At 35.9% G+C, this 21,207-nt stretch carries 6 protein-coding genes; 2 read left to right on the top strand and 4 right to left on the bottom strand.

The features are described from left to right. Positions 1-11: 11 nt before the first annotated feature. Positions 12-15,644 carry a non-ribosomal peptide synthetase gene (locus QZN27_RS01550; protein WP_296782784.1) on the bottom strand — a complete coding sequence of 5,211 codons (15,633 nt, stop codon included), beginning with the start codon at positions 15,642-15,644 and terminating at the stop codon, positions 12-14. 170 nt (positions 15,645-15,814) lie between these two features. Between QZN27_RS01550 and QZN27_RS01545 the strand changes: the two genes are divergently transcribed. Together QZN27_RS01545 and QZN27_RS01540 are read left to right on the top strand one after the other, a co-directional pair. Further along, positions 15,815-16,741, top strand: coding sequence for a glycosyltransferase family 2 protein (locus QZN27_RS01545; RefSeq protein ID WP_296782782.1), 927 nt, complete (start codon positions 15,815-15,817; stop codon positions 16,739-16,741). Further along, positions 16,734-17,126, top strand: coding sequence for a GtrA family protein (locus QZN27_RS01540; RefSeq protein ID WP_296782781.1), 393 nt, complete (start codon positions 16,734-16,736; stop codon positions 17,124-17,126). The genes QZN27_RS01545 and QZN27_RS01540 overlap by 8 nt, the downstream gene beginning before the upstream one ends. Positions 17,127-17,191: 65 nt before the next feature. On the opposite strand, the gene QZN27_RS01535 is transcribed toward QZN27_RS01540, so the two are convergent. From QZN27_RS01535 to QZN27_RS01525, 3 genes are all read right to left on the bottom strand, one after another. After that, positions 17,192-18,688, bottom strand: coding sequence for a glycosyltransferase family 39 protein (locus QZN27_RS01535; protein ID WP_296782779.1), 1,497 nt, complete (start codon positions 18,686-18,688; stop codon positions 17,192-17,194). Positions 18,689-18,785: 97 nt separating this feature from the next. Continuing rightward, on the bottom strand, positions 18,786-19,562 hold the full coding sequence (locus QZN27_RS01530; RefSeq protein ID WP_296782778.1) for a polysaccharide deacetylase family protein: 777 nt from the start codon (positions 19,560-19,562) through the stop codon (positions 18,786-18,788). A 489-nt stretch (positions 19,563-20,051) separates the two neighbouring features. Then, positions 20,052-21,207 (bottom strand): ATP-binding protein (locus QZN27_RS01525; RefSeq protein ID WP_296782777.1); only part of this gene is annotated, 1,156 nt, incomplete at its 5' end.

Genomic DNA, 21,207 nt, shown 5'->3' with positions numbered 1-21,207 from the left:
AACTCCACCCTTTATTCAAAGTAATTAAACTTATTTAAATATTTTATTAGACTTTTAAGATAATCCTGAGTCAGTATAGGCCAATCAATACCTAATGAATGAAGAATCTCTTTAGTTTGATCGGTCTTGACAATAAATTCATCCAATTCTTCACTATATTCCTCTTCAGATAACTTATCAATTGACATGTCGGAAGTGATTAATCCCTGGATATTCTCATCCATGTTATCCTTGCATATTTCAATGAATTCCTCATCTGAAACAAGATTAATGCCATAGCCGAATGAATTCAAAGCTTCGATGATGTCACTGTTATATATGCTATTTGGATTTACACAGTTAAATACCCTACATTCCTTAGGAGTTTTTGCTAAAGCCAATATTGCTTTTGCAACATAGTCAATAGGACTCATTTCAATTTCTTCATTATTCATTTCTTCTGTAATAGCCTGAATATTCTTAATTGCCCTTAGTTCTCCTAAAAATGCATTTGTATCAAAGTTTTTCTGGAACAAACCGTCCGAATATCTTGCCATGAGGTTTCCTACACGGACTATTCTGGCATTCACGCCATTTACGGCATATTCCAATACCATCCTTTCAGCCAGGAACTTACTGTTTATGTATTTGTTAGTTAAATCCTGATTATAATACAGTGTTCGCTCATCGAATCCGACACCTGAGATATCAGATTCATCGTTTGGAGATGAAAGAACACTGATTGTTGAAATTTGGACATATTTGATGCCAATTGATTCGGCAAACTTGAGTCCGTTGATTACACCATCAACATTAACTTTATAGATATAATCATCAGCAGTGAAATGCTTTACAAGAGCAGCACTGTTTATTAAAGTATCAATTTGACAATCCTTTAATTTGTTAAAGTCATCCAGGCTGGTAATATCCCCTTCAGATAAAATTATCCTGGAACCGATAAGGTCCGAGAAGTCCTCATCAAAGTAGTAATCCATCATATCGATTAAACGTTCCTCACAGGAATTGAAATTGCCTTTTCTCAGCATACAGTATATTGTTCCTGTCTCGTTTTTGATGAACTCATATAGGATGTGGATTCCTAAAAATCCTGTAACTCCAGTCAATAGAACATTGCCCAATTTCTCTTTTTTACCATTTTCGAAGTTTTCCAATGTATTTTCACTTAAAAGCCCATTGATTTTGGTATAGTCATAGTTTTGAACAATGTCAGACTCCAAATCAATCTCCTTGTTTTCACCGGACAATACCCTTGCCAGCTGTCTTGGAGTTTGATTTCTGAATATGTCATCATACTTGACCACATAATCCCTTTTAAGCAATTCGATAATGAGTTTTGAAGCTATAAGTGAGGTTCCGCCAATTTCAAAGAAGTTGTCTTCAGCCCCAACGGTTTCAACATCAAGGGTTATGGAAAATATTGAACAGATCAGCTGTTCCAGCTCATTTGCAGGTGCAACATATTTCAGTTCCAGTTTAGGTTCAGGCAATGCCTTTACATCTGTTTTTCCATTTGGAGTTTGAGGCATCTCATCCAGCTGCATGAATACTGTAGGAACCATATATGGGGTCAGTTTAGATTTAAGATAATTCTTTAATGCTTCCTTATCAATTTCTTCATCTGCAGTGAAGTAGGCACATAAATGTTCTGTGTTGTTGATTTTCTTAATCAGCACAACATTCTGTTTGATGTTTGGGAAGTCGGCAATGTTAGATTCGATTTCATCTATTTCAATTCTCAAACCTCTAAGTTTGATTTGGTTATCGATTCTTCCCTTAATGTCGATTTCACCATTCGGAAGTTCAATTGCATAATCTCCGCTTCTGTAATATGGAATGTTATTGATTTCAAGGAAAACCTCTTTGGTCTTATCATCCATGTTGTAATATCCTTTTCCAACTCCAGGACCTCCAATGTAAAGCTCACCCATCACTCCTTGAGGCAATAGCTTACCATCAAGGTCCCTTACATCAGTAATGTAATTGAACAATGCTTTTCCCACATTGATGTCATCAGATTCCATTACATTTAGGGCATTTGAGGCCACTGTTGTTTCTGTTGGCCCATACATATTGTATAAAGATGTATCACTGACGGCTGAAACTTCAGATACCAACTCTTTTGGCATCATCTCCCCGCCAGCACCTATGTATTTGAAGTTTGACATCTGATTTTTGAATCCGTCATACTCCAGATACTGCCTTAACCTTGAGTGTGTTGAGGATGTGATTGCATCCGGCTTTTCCCTTTTAATCAATTCGGTTAACTCTTCAATATCCTTAGTCTGCTCATCACTTGCGAGCACAAGCTGCAATCCAAAAATCAAACTAGACAAATCAAGCAGGAATGGATCGAATGCGACCGTTGTAATTGAAAGCGCTTTAGTGAAGCTATTATATATGTTGTACAATAGATTGTCTTCACTTTCCACAAACAGGTTTGTAACGTTTTTATGGGAAATCATCACTCCCTTAGGATTTCCGGTTGAACCTGAAGTGTAAATCATATATGCCAAATCTTCAGGGTCCCCTGATAAGTTTGGTCTCTCGCCATTTTCCTCAGCCAATAATTCTTCAATAGCCAATGTATTATCTGCACTTTCCATGCCTATAATGTAATCTGCTTGACTGTTATTGTAAATATAATCAACACGTTCTTTCGGATATGCCAAATCTATCGGCACATATGCACTGCCCGCCTTCAAAATTCCAAATATTGCTGAAATCAAATCGCTGGTTCTTGGAAGCATTACCAAAATCTTGCTTTTTGGCTCGACTCCCCTTTTGATTAGGGCATTGGCAATGCGATTACTCCTCTCATCCAATTCCCTATAGGTCAATACCGCATCACATGCAACCAAAGCGGTTTTATCAGGATTTGCATCAACTTGCCTTTCAAAGCGTTCATGCAAAATTTGATTTTCAGTTTCAACAAATTCCGGCAATTCTTTTTCATGTTCCAATTCAATGTCACGAAGTCTCAGTTTGTCCATATCATTTACAAACAATTGGATTAAAATGAATTTAATTGAATAGAGGAATTTTTGAACATATTCCTCAGTGTACAGCTGATCATTATACTCAAGAACGATATTGACTTCTTCACCGTCATCATAAACATTCAAGTTAATCTTATAATCGGTTGCAACAGTGCCGTCAATGGCTTCCACTTCATAAGTCTGATCATTGAAGTCCACACTTTCATCTTCAAAGAATTCATGGAACGCATAGAAGAATTCAGGCTTTAATTGATATTCTTCAGAAAGCTTAGTGTATGGGTAATTGCTGTGCACCAATGAACCTTTCCATGCTTCGTCAACTACTTTAATGAAGTCCTCGACCATCATGTCCCTATTCTCACTGCCGATGAGAACAGGCAATGTTTTGACAAGCATTCCTTGAGTATTCATATAATCAGAATTTGCCCTGCCGTTAAAAATTGTAGTAATCAATGCCTTATCAGAGAAAGTGAATTTATTAAGGTTTATGGTAACTACAGTCATAAACAATACGTTTGGACTTATCGCATGATCTTTACAGAAATGTCTGATAAATGTTGAGTTCATTGACTCATTAATCAGCTTTATATTTCCTTTGTCAGGGTCTCCGTTAATGTTGGTTGTCAACACAGTGGATTCGAATCCCTTGCTGAATTTGTTTTGGAAATAATTTTTGGAGGCTTCGCTTTGTGAGGTCTCCTTTTCAATGAGGCTGTAAACATATCCGTCGATTCTTTCTTCATCAATTTCTTCACCGTTATAAACCCTAATCAACTCATTGAAGAAATTGTTTTGTGATTCACCATCACTGATAATATGATGGAAATCAGAGAACAGGATAGTCTGTGATGGAGTATCATAGATTTTAAATCTGAATAATTGACTGTCATTCAGTTCAAAGAAAGTTGAATCGTTTTTCATTATCTCTTCATTTGTGATGCTCTCTGTTTTTACGATTTCAATTTCATCAATCACTGCATCATCACAGCGTTTTTGTTTTAATTCACCATCCTCGCCAGTGACAATTCTGGTTTTGAGATATGGATGCGCTTCTATTGTTGCAATCACTGCATCCTTAAGCTTTTGGGCATCAACATCCTTGCCGAACCTGATTGCAGAAGGCAATGTATATTTCACCACATCTGGACTTTGGACACATTCATAGTAGATACCCAACTGATTGGCAGTCAATGGGAAATACTCCATATTTCTTGCAATTTCACGGATATGGTCAACATCGACATCAAAGCCAACATCATTTTCAATATTGAACGCAATGCTTTTTATTGTCGGATTACTAAATAATGAAGCCATATCTATATTAACATCGAATTCCTGATGGATTAATGAGTTTAATTTCATCAATGTCAGAGAAGTGAAACCCAATGAGTATAAATCATCTGTTGTTCCGAACTGGTCATTATCATTCAGGGATGAAACCATCTCGAACAGCTTTTCTTCAAGTTCGTTTTCCGGCCCAACATAATTTAAGTTCAATGTTGGTTCAGGAAGCTGTTTGATGTCTGTCTTACCGTTAGGAGTTTGAGGCATCTCATCAATTTGGATAAATACTGTAGGAACCATATATTTTGTCAATTTGCTTTTGAGGTATCTCTTAAGCAAGTTAATGTCAATCTTTTCCTCGGCTGTGAAATATGTACATAAATGTTCATTATTGTTAATCTCCTTAATGAGAGTCACACTCTGCTTTATTTTTGGGAATCTATTAATATTAGCTTCAATTTCGCCGATTTCTATTCTTAAACCTCTGAGCTTGATTTGGTTATCGATTCTGCCTTTAACATCAAACTCGCCATTCGGAAGTTCTATTGCATAATCCCCACTTCTGTAGTACGGAATGCCATCAATTTCAAGGAAAACCTCTTTAGTCTTTTCATCTAGATTATAGTATCCCCTTGATACGCCTATACCTCCAATATAAAGCTCACCCATCACGCCTTTAGGCAACAGTTTACCGTCAATGTCCCTTACATCAGTCACATAGTTGTGCAATGCTTTTCCAACACTTATATGGTCGGAATCAGTAATTTTAATTGAATTGCATGTTACTGTTGTTTCAGTAGGTCCGTAAATGTTATAGATTGCAGCATCACTGTTTGCCAAAACATTGGCGACTAAATCTTGAGGCAACATTTCTCCACCAATGGCGATATACTTGAATGTTGACAGCTCATTCTTAAATCTCTCATTTTCAAGATATTGCCTTAATCTTGATGGTGTTGTAAATGTAAGCGCATCAGGTTTTTCCTTGCGTATGAGTTCTGTTAAGTCTGTTATGTTTTTGGATTCATTGTCATTGGCCAAAACAACTTCCAGACCAAATGTCAAGCTCATCAAATCAAGCAGGAATGTATCGAATGATATTGTGGTAATTGCAAGGGTTTTATTCATTTCGCAATATGCCTCATATAAAATGTTGTCGTCATCTTCAGCAAACAGGCTTGTAATGTTTTTATGGGAAATCATTACGCCCTTAGGTTTTCCTGTTGACCCTGAAGTGTATATCATGTAAGCCAAATCATTGGAATCCATTTCAACATCAGGGTTTTCGATATTTTCCTCTTCAAGCAATTCATTAACGTCAATGACATTTCCAGTTGACCCCTCAGCCAGGATGTATTCTGCCTGGCTGTTTTCATAAATATATTCTATCCTTTCTTGAGGATATTCCAAATCGATAGGAATATATGCACAGCCCGCTTTCAGAATACCTAAAACAGAAGCTATCAGATTTACATCCCTTTTAAGCATTACTAAAACATTGCTTCTTGGCTCAACACCCCTGCGGATAAGTGCATTGGCTATGCGATTAGCCCTTTCATTAAGGCCATTGTAGGTTATGCTTTTACCATTAACCCTAAGGGCAGTGGCATCAGGGTTTTCAAGAACCTGCTTTTCAAAGCGTTTGTGTATGAATGGAGTTTCAACCGGCTTGAATTCAGGTTTTTCACTTTCATCAACCAATGATATGTCGGAAATCATGGTTTCAGTGATGTCATTGTCTACAAACAGATCCAATACGCGAACGATTGAATTGAGGAATAGCTCCGCATAATCGCAAGTATACAATTGGTCATTGTATTTCATGCTCAAATCGATGCTGTCATCATTAGCCGTGACATCCAAGGTTACCTTATATTCTGTAAGGGAAACATCCTCACCCACTTCCTCAACAACGAAATTTTCACCGTTTACCTTGACCTGATCTGATTCGCTGCCTTCCTGATAAGTGTAGAAGAATTCAGGTTTTAATTGGAACTCCTCAGCAATCTTGGTGTATGGATATTCAATATGATTAATTGAATCCTTCCATGTTTTATCGACATGTTCAATGAACTGCTTAATGGTAATGTCCCGTTTTTCATTATCCATTATTATTGGAAGTGTTTTTACCAGAAACGCCTGGGTATTTTGGTAATAAGGAAGTGCCCTGCCATTGAAAATAGAGGTTATCAATGTCTTACCGCTATATGTGTACTTGTTCAAAGTCAATATTGTACATGCCATCAGCAATGCATTTTGACTTAGTGCATTCTCATTACAGAATTTCAGGATATCCCCATTGCCGATGCTTTGAGATATGGTCATATATTTACCGTCATCAGGGTTTCCATTGAGATTAGGTGTCAATACGCTAGATTCAATTTCCTGGGAAAGTTTATCGCTGAAGAACTTTTTAGACAAACCGTATTTTTCGCTATTAACCAATTTTTCTTCAATGAGTGAATAGATATAACCGTCAACCTGCTCTTCAGGGAGTTCTTTTCCCTCATAAGCGTCAATGATTTCACCGAATAAGTTGTCCTGCGCCATTCCATCGGTGATAATGTGATGGAAATTGGCAAAGAGTACTGTTTCGTCTGGTGTCTCATATATCTTGAACTTGAATAACTGTTCGCCGTTCAATGCAAATCCTGAAACATCAGCCTCCAGTTCCTCATTGCTGATTGAATCAACCTTGACAATTTCAATTTCATCCATAGGAATGTCATCATCACGTTTCTGTTTAATGGATCCGTCATCCAATGTTGTGATTCTTGTTTTAAGATATGGATGTGCTTCAATTGCTGTGATTATGGCCTGTTTAAGTTTTTGCGCATCGATATCCCTGCCAAATCTTGTTGCAGTAGGAATCACATAGGTAATATCATCAGGATTTTGAATACATTCATAATATACTCCCAATTGGTTTTCAGTCAATGGATAATATTCCATATCATTTGTGGCTTCAATCAATTCTCCAATGTCCAGCTGATTGTCATCGCTGTCCCTAATTTCATCGGATATTGACCTTATTGAAGGTTCGTTGAATAAAACTGATATGTCAATATTTGCATTCATTTCATTGTAAATGAGGGAGTTGAGTTTCATCAATGTCAATGAGGTGAATCCGATAGCATACAAGTCATCAGTGACCCCAAATTCACCAGCATCAATTAATTCAGAAGCAATTTCGAAAAGTTTTTCTTCGGTTTCGTTTTCAGGCTTGACGTTTTCCAGCTTCAGCACAGGTTCAGGCAATTGTTTAATGTCAGTTTTGCCGTTTGGAGTTTGCGGCATCTCATCAATCTGCATGAAAACAGTGGGAACCATATACTTGGTCAGCTTATCCTTAAGGAAGTCTTTTAAATCACCTTCATCGATTTCCTCATCCGCTGTGAAGTAAGTGCACAAATGATCATTGTTGTTGATTTCCTTAATGACAACAACATTCTGCTTTATTCCAGGATATCTGCCGATGTTTGATTCAATTTCACCTATTTCAATTCTCAAACCTCTAAGCTTGATTTGGTTGTCGATTCTGCCCTTGATGTCGATTTCGCCATTAGGAGTTTCGATTGCATAGTCTCCACTTCTGTAGTATGGAATGTCATTTATGGTCAGGAACACTTCTTCGGTTTTTTCAGGCATGTTGTAGTATCCCTTACCTACACCGGGACCTCCAATGTACAATTCACCCATAACTCCCTGAGGTAAAAGTTTTCCATCAATATCCCTCACATCAGTCACATAATTATCAATTGGAGGGCCCACTGTCAAATCATCGATGTCAATTACTTCCTTGTTGTTTGAAGTGATTGTGGTCTCAGTTGGCCCATAACTGTTGTATACAATTGCATTACCGTATTTTCTAAATTCAGTAAATACCTTAGCGGAGAACTGCTCGCCTCCAAGGAATAAAACCTTAAGACATTTAATTGCCTCACAGAATTTGTCAACATCCAAATAAGAAGCCAATCTGGACGGAGTCAAATCCATAACTTCAGGCTCATATTTATTAATTAATTCTATTAATTTTGGAGTGCTCTTAATTTCAGCATCATCAGCAAAAATCAACTCCACACCACCGGTCAAAGAAGTGAAAATATCTTCCAATGCCACATCAAAGGATATTGTGGTTACACTCAAAAGCCTGTCATACTTGGTTTTCGGATAATCTTCCACCAAATTAGAAATGTTCGCATGGCTAATCATCACACCCTTAGGCTTACCGGTAGACCCGGATGTGTAAATCATATATGCAGTATAATCGGAAGTGATATCAACATCAGGATTGGAACAATCCTCTTCAGCCAATAACTCTTCAACATTCAAAGTAGTGTCTGAAGTTTCATTGCTTATAATATAATCAGCCTGACTGTTTTCATAGATATAATCAATCCTTTCCCGAGGATATTCCAAATCAATAGGAATGAACGCACAGCCCGCCTTCAAGATACCAAAAATGGAAGCAATAAGATTACTGTTACGGTTAAGCATCACCAAAATATTATTTCCAGGCTCAACACCTTTTTTAATCAAAGCATTTGCAATCCTGTTAGCCTTTTCATCCAATTCCCTGTAGGTCAATGTAGCATCAGCAGCTATCAATGCAATGCCATCAGGAGTTTCATTAACCTGTCTTTCAAAACGTTTATGGAGGAATGGAAGTTCAACAGAACTGAATTCAGGTATTTCCTCTTCGCTTTCCAATTCAATGTCACATATTCTCAACTCATCAATATCATTTCCAATAATCTGAGTCAAAATGGTTTTAATTGAGCTTAAAAATGTCTCAATATACTTTTCAGAATATAATTCGTCGTTATACTCCACATGCAATTCAAAAGTGTCTTCAAAGTCAAATATGGACAAATCGGTTTTATATTCTGTTGCAACAAAGCTATCGTCAATCAGTTCATTTTCTGAATATGAGTTATTGGCGATAGTTATGCTTTCTGATTCATAAAATTCCTGGTAAGAATAGAAAAATTCCGGTTTTAACTGATATTCCTCAGAAATTTTTGTATAAGGATAATAACTATTGTTTATTGTTTCTTTCCAGTTTGAATCAACATTTCTAATGAATTCCCTAACGGATTGCTGCCTGTTTTCATTTTTCATTACAAGTGGAAGTGTTTTGACTAAAAATCCTTGAGTATCATAATAATTTGGATTTGCCCTTCCATTGAATATTGTTGTTATCAATGTTTCATCACTGAATGTGTACTTGTTTAAGTTCAAAATGGTTGTTGCCAAAAACAAGGCATTATGACTGATTGAATTTTCCCTACAGAATTCCCTTATTTCAGTAGAATCAATAATTTCAGATGTCCTTTTTATTTTCCCATCTTCCTCATTTCCATTCAGGTTTGGAGTCAATATTGTAGAGTCAATCTCCTGGCTTAACTTATCATGGAAGAATTTTTTAGAGGTTTCATATCTTTCACTGTTCTCGACATCGTTTTCAATCAGACTATACGCAAATCCATCAACGACTTCTTTTTTAATCTCTTTGCCATCATATGCCCTTGCTATATCATCAAACAGATTTCCCTGTGATACACCATCTGTAATTATATGATGGAAATCAGAAAACATTACAACATCGTCAGAGGTGTCATAAATCTTGAATCTGAATAATTGATTGTTGTTTAGGGAAAATGCCTTGACTTCATTTTTTATAAGTTCCCTGTCGCTGATTTTATCAACCTTGACGATTTCAATTTCATCAATGGCTCCATCATCATTTCTCTTTTGCATTATAGTTCCGTCTTCAGCAGTTATTAATCTGGTCTTAAGGTAAGGATGCGCTTCAATAGTCCTAATAATGGATTCTTTTAGTTTATCAGGATTGATTTCATTGCCGAATCTGACTGTAGTCGGCATGGTATATTTGATTTCATTAGGGCTTTGAATACATTCATAATAAATTCCCAATTGATTTTCGGTTAATGGGAACTGATCCATTGTCTTAGCCGTTTCAACAAATTCATCAATGTATGAATCGCCTTCACCATTTAAAATTTCAATTGAAAGTTTTTTGATAGTAGGATTGTTAAATAATACTGAAATATCCAGGTTCACTCCCATTTCATCATAGATGATTGAGTTTAATTTCATTAATGTCAATGAAGTGTATCCTAATACATACAAATCGTCAGTGGTACCGAAATCATCAGTATTTATTAAATCAGATGCAATTTCAAAGAGCTTTTCTTCGGTTTCGTTTTCAGGCTTGACGTTTTCCAGCTTCAGCACAGGTTCCGGCAATTGCTTGATATCGGTTTTGCCGTTTGGAGTTTGCGGCATCTCATCAATCTGCATGAAAACAGTAGGAACCATATATTTGGTCAGTTTATCCTTAAGGAACTCTTTCAAATCACCTGCATCGATTTCATCATCCGCTGTGAAGTAAGCGCACAAATGGTCATTGTTATTGATTTTGTTAATGACAACAACATTCTGTTTTATTCCAGGATATCTGCCGATGTTTGATTCAATTTCACCTATTTCAATTCTCAAACCTCTAAGCTTTATTTGGTTATCGATTCTTCCTTTGATGTCGATTTCGCCATTAGGGGTTTCGATTGCATAGTCCCCACTTCTGTAGTATGGAATGTCATTTATGGTCAGGAACACCTCTTTGGTTTTTTCAGGCATGTTGTAGTATCCCTTACCAACGCTCGGACCTCCAATGTACAATTCGCCCATAACCCCCTGAGGCAATAGTTTTCCATCAATATCCCTCACATCAGTCACATAATTATCAACAGGATGGCCGACAGTCAAATCATTGATGTCAATGACTTCCTTGTTGTTTGAAGTGATTGTGGTTTCAGTTGGCCCATAACTGTTGTATACAATTGCATCACTGTATTTTCTAAATTCAGCAAATGCCTTGGCGGAGAACTGCTCGCCTCCAAGGAATAAAACCTTAAGACATTTAATTGCCTCACAGAATTTATTAACCTCCAGATAGGAAGCCAATCTGGACGGAGTCAAATCCATAACTTCAGGCTCATATTTGCTTATTAATTCTATTAATTTTGGAGTGCTCTTAATTTCAGCATCATCAGCAAAAATCAACTCCAAACCACCGGTTAAAGAAGTGAAAATGTCTTCCAATGCCACATCAAAGGATATTGTGGTTACGCTTAAAAGCCTGTCATACCTGGTTTTCGGAAAATCAGTCACCAAATTAGAGATGTTTTCATGACTAATCATCACACCTTTAGGCTTACCGGTAGACCCAGATGTGTAAATCATATAAGCTGTATAATCAGAGGTAATTTCAACATCAGGATTGGAACAATCCTCTTCAGCCAATAACTCTTCAACATTCAAAGTGGTGTCTGAAGTTTCATTGCTTATTATATAATCCGCCTGACTGTTTTCATAGATATAATCAATCCTCTCCTGAGGATATTCCAAATCAATAGGAATGAACGCACAGCCCGCCTTCAAGATACCAAAAATGGAAGCAATCAAGTTACTGTTACGGTTAAGCATCACCAAAATATTATTTCCAGGTTCCACACCTTTTTTAATCAAAGCATTTGCAATCCTGTTAGCTTTTTCATCCAATTCCCGATAGGTCAATGTAGCATCAGCAGCTATCAATGCAGTTTTATTAGGATTTTCTTCCACCTGCTTTTCAAAGCGTTTGTGAATGAAAGGATTTTCAATAGGTGAAAACACAGGAATTTCTACATTGCCATTCAATTCGATGTCCCTAATCATTACATTTTCAATATCACAATCCATAAAGTAATCCAATACATTTAAAATGCAATCCAGGAATGTTTCGACATAATCCTTACTGTACAACTGATCATTGTATTCGACTAAAAATTCCAGATTATTTGCTGACTCGTTAATGTCAAAGGTGATTTTATAATTTGTTTCAAGGGTTTTCAGATATTTTACCCTATAGCTTTTTGCATTAATCTCAATTATTTCATCATCAAGATTATTGTATGAATAGAAGAATTCAGGTTTTAGCTGGAATTCCTCTGCAAGTTGAGTATATGGATAAGTGCTGTGACTGATCAAATCTTTCCAGGCAATATCGATACTTTCCAGCAATTCCCTGATTGTTTGAGACCTGTTTTCATTAAATGAAATGAACGGAAGTGTTTTTACTAAAAATGCCTGGGTATTGAAATAATTAGAATTGGACCTTCCATTGAAAATTGTTGTTATCAATGTTTTGTCAGTGAATGTATACTTATTCAAGTTCAATATGGCGCTTGCCATTATCAGCACATTCGGACTGATTTTGTTCTTAGAACAGAATTCCCTAATCTTTTCAGGGTTTATATTTCTAGAAACTGATTTGATTACCCCCAACTCTTCATTACCATTCAAATCAGGTGTTAAAACCGTTGAATCGACCTCATTGGAAAGCATTTCCTGGAAGTACTTATGAGATGACTGATAATCTTCACTGTTCTCATATTCTTTTTCAATCAGGCTGTTGATATAACCGTCAATGCTTTCATTTTCAAGTTCCTGACCCCCATAAGCATATGCCACGTTATTAAACAGATTATCCAGAGATTCACCATCGCTGATCAGGTGATGAACGTCTGAAAATAGTATTGTTTCAGATGAAGTCTTATAAATTTTAAATCTGAACAATTGGCAGTTTTGCAAATCGAAAGATTTTACGCTTTCATTTTCGATTTCTTCATCAGTGATTGAATCAACTTCCACAATAGGAATTTCATCAATAGAAATTGCATCATCCCTTTTTTGCATCAATTGTCCATCTTTTGTAACGATTCTTGTTTTAAGATATGGATAAAACTCAATAGTTTCTATGATTGCCTCTTTTAATTTGTCTGCATCAACATCACTGCCAAATCTTATGATTGAAGGAAGATTATAATGTGCCTCCACATTACTTTGAACACATTCATAATAGACTCCCAATTGATTTGAAGTCAAAGGATAATAGACGGTATCTTCAGCAACTTCAATGAACCTGTCCAAATCAATTGCATCCCTTTCATTATGGTCGATCTGCTTTGCAATATCCTTAATTGTCGGATTATTCAATAGTTCAATTATATCCAAGTTGACACCCAAATCCTCATAGATTGCCGCATTGAGTTTCATTAATGTCAATGATGTGAATCCAACGGCATACAAATCATCAGTTGTTCCGAATTCAGGAGTTTCAGTGATTCTGGAAGCAATATCAATCAATATCTCTTCTGTTTCTGTTTCCGGCAATGTGAAAGAGAGACGAAGTTCCGGTTCTGGCAATTGCTTAACGTCAGTTTTGCCGTTTGGTGTTTGAGGCATTTCATCCAATTGCATAAAGACTGTCGGAACCATATATCTGGTCAACCTTTCCTTTAAGTATTCCTTCAAGTCATCAACATCAATCTCCTCCTGTGCGGTGAAATAGGCACACAAATGCTCGTTATTGTTGATTTCCTTAATGACAACAACGTTCTGCTTAATGTTAGGATATTTGCCCAGATTGGATTCAATTTCACCAATTTCAATTCTTAAACCTCTAAGCTTGATTTGATTATCGATTCTTCCCTTGATGTCGATTTCACCATTAGGAGTTTCAATAGCATAGTCCCCACTTCTGTAATATGGAATTCCATTGATTTTAAGGAAAACTTCCCTTGTTTTTTCTTCCATATTGTAATAACCTTTACCGACACCAGGACCACCAATATAAAGTTCACCCATTACCCCTTGAGGCAATAGCTTACCGTCAATATCTCTAACATCAGTAATGTAATTGGGAATTGCCGGACCTACTGTCAAATCATTAATGTCCGTTACAATCTTATTGTTTGAGGTGATTGTGGTTTCGGTCGGACCATAACTGTTATAGACAATTGCATCGCTGTTATATTTAATCAGTTCTTCATATACTGCTGCTGAAAATTTTTCTCCAGCCAAAAATATACATTTAAGGCATTTGATTGCTTCACAGAATGATTTTACTTCCAGGTATGCTGCCAATCTTGATGGGGTCAAGTCCATCACTTCAGGTTCATACTCATTGATTAATTTAACTAGCTCCGGAGTGCTTTTGATTTGTGTGTCATTTGCAAAGATTAACTCTACCCCATTGGTCAAACTAGTTATAATATCCTCCAATGCAACATCAAATGAGATTGTTGTCATGGATAAAACCCTGTCATATCTGGTTTTCGGATAGTCCCTGATTAAATTACAGATATTTCTATGAGAAATCATAACCCCCTTAGGCTTGCCAGTTGATCCTGAAGTGTAAATCATATATGCCAAATCTTCAGGTGAAATCTCAACATCCGGATTTTCAACATTTTCCTCCATTAAAAGCTCTTTTATGTCAATGGAGTTATCCCCACTTTCATTTGAGATGATATAAGGTGCATGACTGTTTTCATAAATGTAATCAATTCTTTCCTGAGGATATTCCATATCCATTGGAATGAATGCACAGCCTGCCTTTAGGACACCCCATATTGAAGCAATCAAGTCGCTGGTTCTTGGAAGCATTATCAAAACATTGCTTTTAGGTTTCACACCTTTTTTAATAAGTCCGTTTGCAATGCGGTTGGCTTTTTCGTTAAGTTCAGCGTATGTTAAGGTTTCTCCGTTTGAAACAAGAGCTATATTATCAGGGTTCTCATCTGCCTGATTTTCAAAATGCCTATGGAGATATGGCAGTTCGATTTCATCGAATACAACATCATCCCTTTCATCCACAAGAGCTATATCTCCGATACTGATTTCATCTATTTCGGATACTATGATTTGTTTAATTATTTTTTCGATACTTTTTAAGAATAATTCTGCGAACTCTTTAGTGTATAATTGATTATTGAATGAAAATGATAAGATGAATTTATTATTGTCCTCACAGACATTTAGGAAATTTGAATATGATATTTCATCAGCACTACACTTACCTCCAAAAGAATAATAGAATTCAGGGACTAAATTGTAGTCATCAAGCAATTCAACAAATGATTCATTTTCTAATTTCAAGCTGAGGTCATAAATTTCTTGAATGGAAGATAAATACTCTTTTACGGTAATTTCCCTATCTTCAAATTTGAGGGGCATCGGCAAGTTATCCGCATGATAAATCAGGTTTCTATCAGAAAAATTAAACTTATTCAATGCCAAAGAAACACTGGCTAAAAAAAGGCCGTTTGCAGTTATGGAATTCCTTTTACAGAAATCACTAAAATCATTGATTTCAACTGTTGATTTACAGATTTTCCCATTCTCCTTATCTCCATTAAGATTAGGAGAAAGTATTGTAGATTCATCAAAATCCAAAACTTCCTTATAGAAATATTCCTTTACTTTTTTTGTTTCATCAATATTCATAGTATCATCCAATCAATATTAATAATATTTCAATTATAAAAAGTATATTAAAATATCTAAATATATTATTAAATGTTAAAAAAATTATATAAAAAAAATAAGTAATACCATAAAATGTTTCAACATCACCAAATCATATTTTTTAGAAATTAATTTATACCAACATCGATAAACATTTTAATATGGATTTTTTGAGTATTGTTGTGCCGTGTTATAATGAAGAGGAATGTGTTACAATGTTTTTGGATGAAATCCAAAAGACATTAGTTGGCTTTGATTATGAAGTCATATTTATTAACGACGGCTCCAGCGACAGTACACTGGAAAAAATAAGGAATCTGGCAGATTCAAATCCAAATGTTAAGTATATCTCATTTTCAAGAAATTTCGGAAAGGAATCTGCAATCTATGCCGGTCTTGTTAACGCCACAGGCAATCTGGTATGTGTCATGGACGCTGACCTTCAGCATCCCCCAAGCCTTCTGCCTGAAATGATTGAGACAATATCTGAAGGTTATGATGTTGCAGCTGCAAGAAGGGTTTCAAAAAAAGGTGAACCCGCAGCCAATACACTGGGATCCCATTTGTTCTATAAGCTGTTCAATGCCATTTCCAACCTGAATCTGGTGGAGGGAGCAACCGACTACCGTGTGATGACACGCCAGGTTAGCGATGCGGTTCTTGAGTTGAGCGAATACAACAGGTTTTCAAAGGGGATTTTCCAATGGGTCGGCTTTGAAACCAAGTGGATTGAATATGAAAACGTAGAAAGGATTGCAGGGGATACCACATGGTCAATTTGGCAGCTGTTTAAATATTCCATTGAGGCCATTGTTGCATTTACGACAGTCCCTCTCTCGATATCAATAGTTCTGGGAGCGATAATTTCAGTGCTTGCATTTATTTACCTTGCATTTATTGTGGTGAAATATCTCCTGTATTCAGATCCAGTCCAGGGTTTTGCAACAACAATGTGTACAATATTACTTTTAGGAGGCATACAATTGCTTTCAATTGGAATATTGGGCAAATACTTGGAAAAAACCTACAAGGAAACAAAAAACCGTCCAATTTTTATTGTTAAGGAGACAAATATCAATGATGAGTGATTGGATAAAGATTGACAGGGAACTGATACTGTATGTAGTCTTTGGAGCGTTCACTTTTTTCGTCAATCTCATAAGCTATTTCTTCTTTGCAAATCTGCTTGGCATCAATTATCTGGTTTCAAACGCTATAGCATGGTTTTTTTCAGTGCTATTTGCCTATATAACCAATCGGATTTGGGTGTTTGAAAGCAAAAGTCCCAATATCCTCAAGGAGATGTCTCTCTTTTTCGGAGGGAGGATATTTTCAGGGGTTGTGGATATGCTTTTGATGTATACATTCATCGATCTTCTTGCCTTTGACGGCTCAATATCAAAAATCGTGGTTCAAATCATCGTGATAATTTTAAACTACATATTCTCAAAACTGATAGTCTTTAAGGATTAGCGCAATAATGTAGAGGATATGCAGTTCTTTTTAATTTGCAAAAAAGGGAGTGAATCCGCAATAGGTCACTTCATTGTTTCGTTTACTGTCAGCTTGGATATCTCAATACCCTGATCGGACATCAAGATGGTCTTGTTGATTTCGGAATCAAGATTCAGATCTCCCCAAGTCATTATGTTAACCAGGTAGAAATGTCTGTCAGTATTGTTTTTGACAAGGCCAGAAATATCATTTTCCGACGTATCCTTGAAGTTGAATGTCTCATGCAGCTCGTCCATCTTATGTCCAAAGACATAGGTATATCTTACGCAATATGTGTCGACCCTATCGGAATAGTCCAGGAAGTATATTACTCCATTCAGCCTGGCCAAGATAAGTGATGCATTTTCATCCTGAATCATTTGATCAAAGACATTTTCTTTAGTCAAACCCTCATTATATACCGTCATGTTGGTGTTTACCATGTGTGCGGTTCCCGCAATCAGAAGCAGACAGATGAGGGCAAATGAATATATCATTGTCTTTTTGTCTTCAATCCTGCCAATTAGGATTGAAATTGCAAGCCATAGAACCGCTGCAGCAGGCATCAAATACCTTGCAAGCAGGATAGATTTGAATGTTAAAGACACAATGAGGGCCAATGCGATTGTTCCAAAATAAACTCCAAAGCCTGTTAGAATATAAAAGTTGTCCAGAGTGTATTTTTCCTTAAGCTGCTTTTTATACATGTATGCGATAGCAATCAGAATCATAATTGCAATGATTGCAAATATGGAATCGCCGCAATGAGCATAGTACCCCACGGACTGGATAAGTGTATCAAATCTAACTCTAGGCACCCAAAATCCCTTGTGTATAGCAGTTAATTGATTTAAAAGAGTGAAAACCCAAGGCAAATATAAAAGAACTGCCGCCACAATCGAAATGCACAGATGCTTAATCTGACTCCTGTTTTTAACAATCACATAATATATTATAATCAAATAAAGACACACTGCAGAAATAGCTGCAAAATAATGAGTATACGCACATAATACCGATGCAACAGTGACAATCGCCCAGTATTTTATCTTTCCAGTAGTAAAAAGTTCCTTTGTATAGATGAAAGCTATCAGAATGAACAGTATTGCCCAGCTGTACATTCTTGCTATTAGGAAATACAAGAAAAACTCACTCATGATTCCCAGTGAAAGTGTAAAAAGTCCTGCGGTCAGCCATCCATAATCCTTTCTGATTTTTAAATATGAAATAGCCATGATGATTGGATATGGAATTATCGAAACCAGCCTTACCACATAGAGGTTATGGGAAGAGATTCCAAATAATCCAGAAAGATACATGGCAAACTTAAGTATCAGATAATATAATGGCGGATGCACGTCCGCTGCAGTGGTGTTTATGAGGTCACCCACATTGAAATTGACGATTGTGAGTGTAAAATACTCATCAACATGCAAAATAAGTTGGTTGAGTGGTGTTACAAACATGTAAATTAATATTATAAAACTCAATGCGAAAAAAGCCTTTCCTATTATATCCTTATTCTTGCTGTTGAATTCCATAATAAAACCTATATTAATATATTAGTAATCGAATATATTAAATATTTTGTTAAGTTTATTTTAAAAAAAATTAATTATAAACTGGTCTTTTCCTATTTTAACGAAGGGATTCGGCGAACTCACTGTATGTGATGAATTTATGATTTTGGTCTTTAAGCATCCCGATTAAATTGTCCAGTCTTTCCGCCATCTTTTGGCCGCTGTTTCTTTTTATGATGAAGGGCATCTTGAATTCCGGATGCTCCTTTAGCTCATAGAACTCCCACGGATGGAAGTATGTCGTGAAGTAACTGTCATGTTTTAGGGTGCGGCGAACCATCCAGTGATAGACCTTTTCAGGAAGATTGTGCAGTGACAGCCAGAAGAGAGGAAATCTTACCGTTGGAGTTACCGAAGCAGGTATTTGAACCACGCCATCCTTTTCGAAATATGTTCTTGGAGCGTTCAGGTTCATATATCTTCCCGGAATAAACGCAGGGTTGAGGGATGAGTTATATACGTATCCTACCCTCTTTATTTCACTGTCCCTGACCGGGAACATCCTGGGCTGGCGGTAGCCTCTAATTTTAGTGTTAGTTATTTTTTCTAAAATCTCCTTTGACTTTGCAAAATCAGATTCCTTCGGCTCGAAGTGATTAACGCCATGGGATGCGACTTCATGGCCTTCTTTTATCATTCGATTCATTGTTTTTGGAGCGTTTTCGGCAAAATTTGCTGTGCAGAATAATGTGGACCTGACATCATTCCTTTTAAGGATATCCAGAATGATGTTTGTGCCTTCAACTGACACATTCATGCCTTCCTCAAGCGAATATGCAACTCCATGCTCACGGGGCACATCAAACTCCTCAATATCAAAACTTAACAATATCATGATTTCCCTTTTTTAAAAAAAACGGATGATTTATCCATCTTTAGAACTTCAAGATAGATATTTCTTTTTAATAATTAATATAATTAATCTCCTTTTAAGGAGTTATTGAAAACCACATTAATATATGCTTTATTCCCTCATATTAAAACAATCTACTTTGCGTGTCAATATACAACATCATCATCTTTCACATCACCAATCAGCAACGGTGAATCCGGATTATGCAACTTCTGGTTCCTTTTGACCAGCTTCATGTTGCTGTTGGCATAATACACTTCAAATTATCTACTACTTTTTCGATTTTTGTTTGATAGAATGCGAACAAATAATGCTCGAAAAGTAGGTGAATTATCTACTACTTTTAATAAAAACAAGTATTATCTATCTTCAAAATAATTATTTAAAAACCAAAGTGAGTTTATCAACTCAGAGTTGATAAACTCCCTAAAAAAGGACATACTTCCTAAAAAGAGTATGGTTTCCAGGATGTTAAATCACTTCATTATCCCTTAAAAAATCAATTAAATTCAAATGAATTATTCCATCATGAGACATGTCCACATCATCCATGGTTATTACGTATTTTGGATAATTATCTTGAATACTCTTTAATGGTTTAAATTCTCTTTCAACAGTTTCTTCACTGGCCAATAAATAAGAAACTTGAATGTAAATGGGTTTGTTTTGTTTTTTGCATACAAAATCCACTTCCAGGCTATCAACTTTACCGATGGTGATTTCAAATCCCCTTCTTAAAAGTTCTAAATAAACAATATTTTCGATTACACGAGTGATATCACGTTGATTGTTTCCTATTATTGCCTGTCTAAAACCCAAGTCACATAGATAATATTTTTCATCATATTTTAATATTCTTTTACCCTGTAAATCTTCACGTTTTACCTGATAAATCAAACAAGCATTTTCAAAGAATTTCAGATAATTATAAATTGTATTTACCGATAAGTTTACCATATCCTGCTTTAGTCTTTTATGAATTTTATTTGCGGAAAATGGCTGGCTAATGTTATACATTACAAATCTCATAATCCGATCCAATAAATCGACATTTTTAACATTATTTCTTTGAATTATATCTTTAAGGACAATTGAATTGTATAAATCAATTAAAATTAGTCTTTTATCATCACCACGATAGTCAAATGTTGAAGGCATGCCTCCATCTTCCAAATATCTATAAAAATGAGTTTTAAAATCAGAGGTAATTTCGTAGTAATCAAGATATTCCCTAAAAGAAAATGGATATATGTTTAATTCCACATAGCGGCCGGACAAATATGTGGCAAACTCTCCGGACAACAATTTTGAGTTTGATCCAGTAATGTATATGTCATAATTTTCTTTTGCAAAGTAAGAGTTGATTAATTTTTCCCATTGGGGAACAACCTGTATCTCATCAAAAAACAGATAAATTTTGCCGTTAATATTTTCCGTTTTATTGGATATGAACTCTTCAAGCTTTTCAATATTGTCTATTTCAAAATAATCACTTAATTCAAAATTCATCCAAACAATATTATCTTCTGGTATTCCTTGTTTTATTAATGAATCAATAATTTGTTTTAATATGGTTGACTTTCCAGAACGTCTTGTTCCTATTAAAACTTTAATGATATGTTTATTT

Source organism: uncultured Methanobrevibacter sp. (genome assembly GCF_900316895.1).
Classification (GTDB): domain Archaea; phylum Methanobacteriota; class Methanobacteria; order Methanobacteriales; family Methanobacteriaceae; genus Methanocatella.
Note: the sequence above shows the minus strand (reverse complement) of the source record. Positions and strands in the feature narration are given on the sequence as shown.

What these genes read in the sequence shown, in the direction of transcription:
- QZN27_RS01545 (WP_296782782.1), top strand. Translation starts at nt 15,815, where the DNA reads ATGGATTTTTTGAGTATTGTTGTGCCGTGTTATAATGAAGAGGAATGT.
- QZN27_RS01540 (WP_296782781.1), top strand. Translation starts at nt 16,734, where the DNA reads ATGAGTGATTGGATAAAGATTGACAGGGAACTGATACTGTATGTAGTC.
- QZN27_RS01535 (WP_296782779.1), bottom strand. Translation starts at nt 18,688, where the DNA reads ATGGAATTCAACAGCAAGAATAAGGATATAATAGGAAAGGCTTTTTTC.
- QZN27_RS01530 (WP_296782778.1), bottom strand. Translation starts at nt 19,562, where the DNA reads ATGATATTGTTAAGTTTTGATATTGAGGAGTTTGATGTGCCCCGTGAG.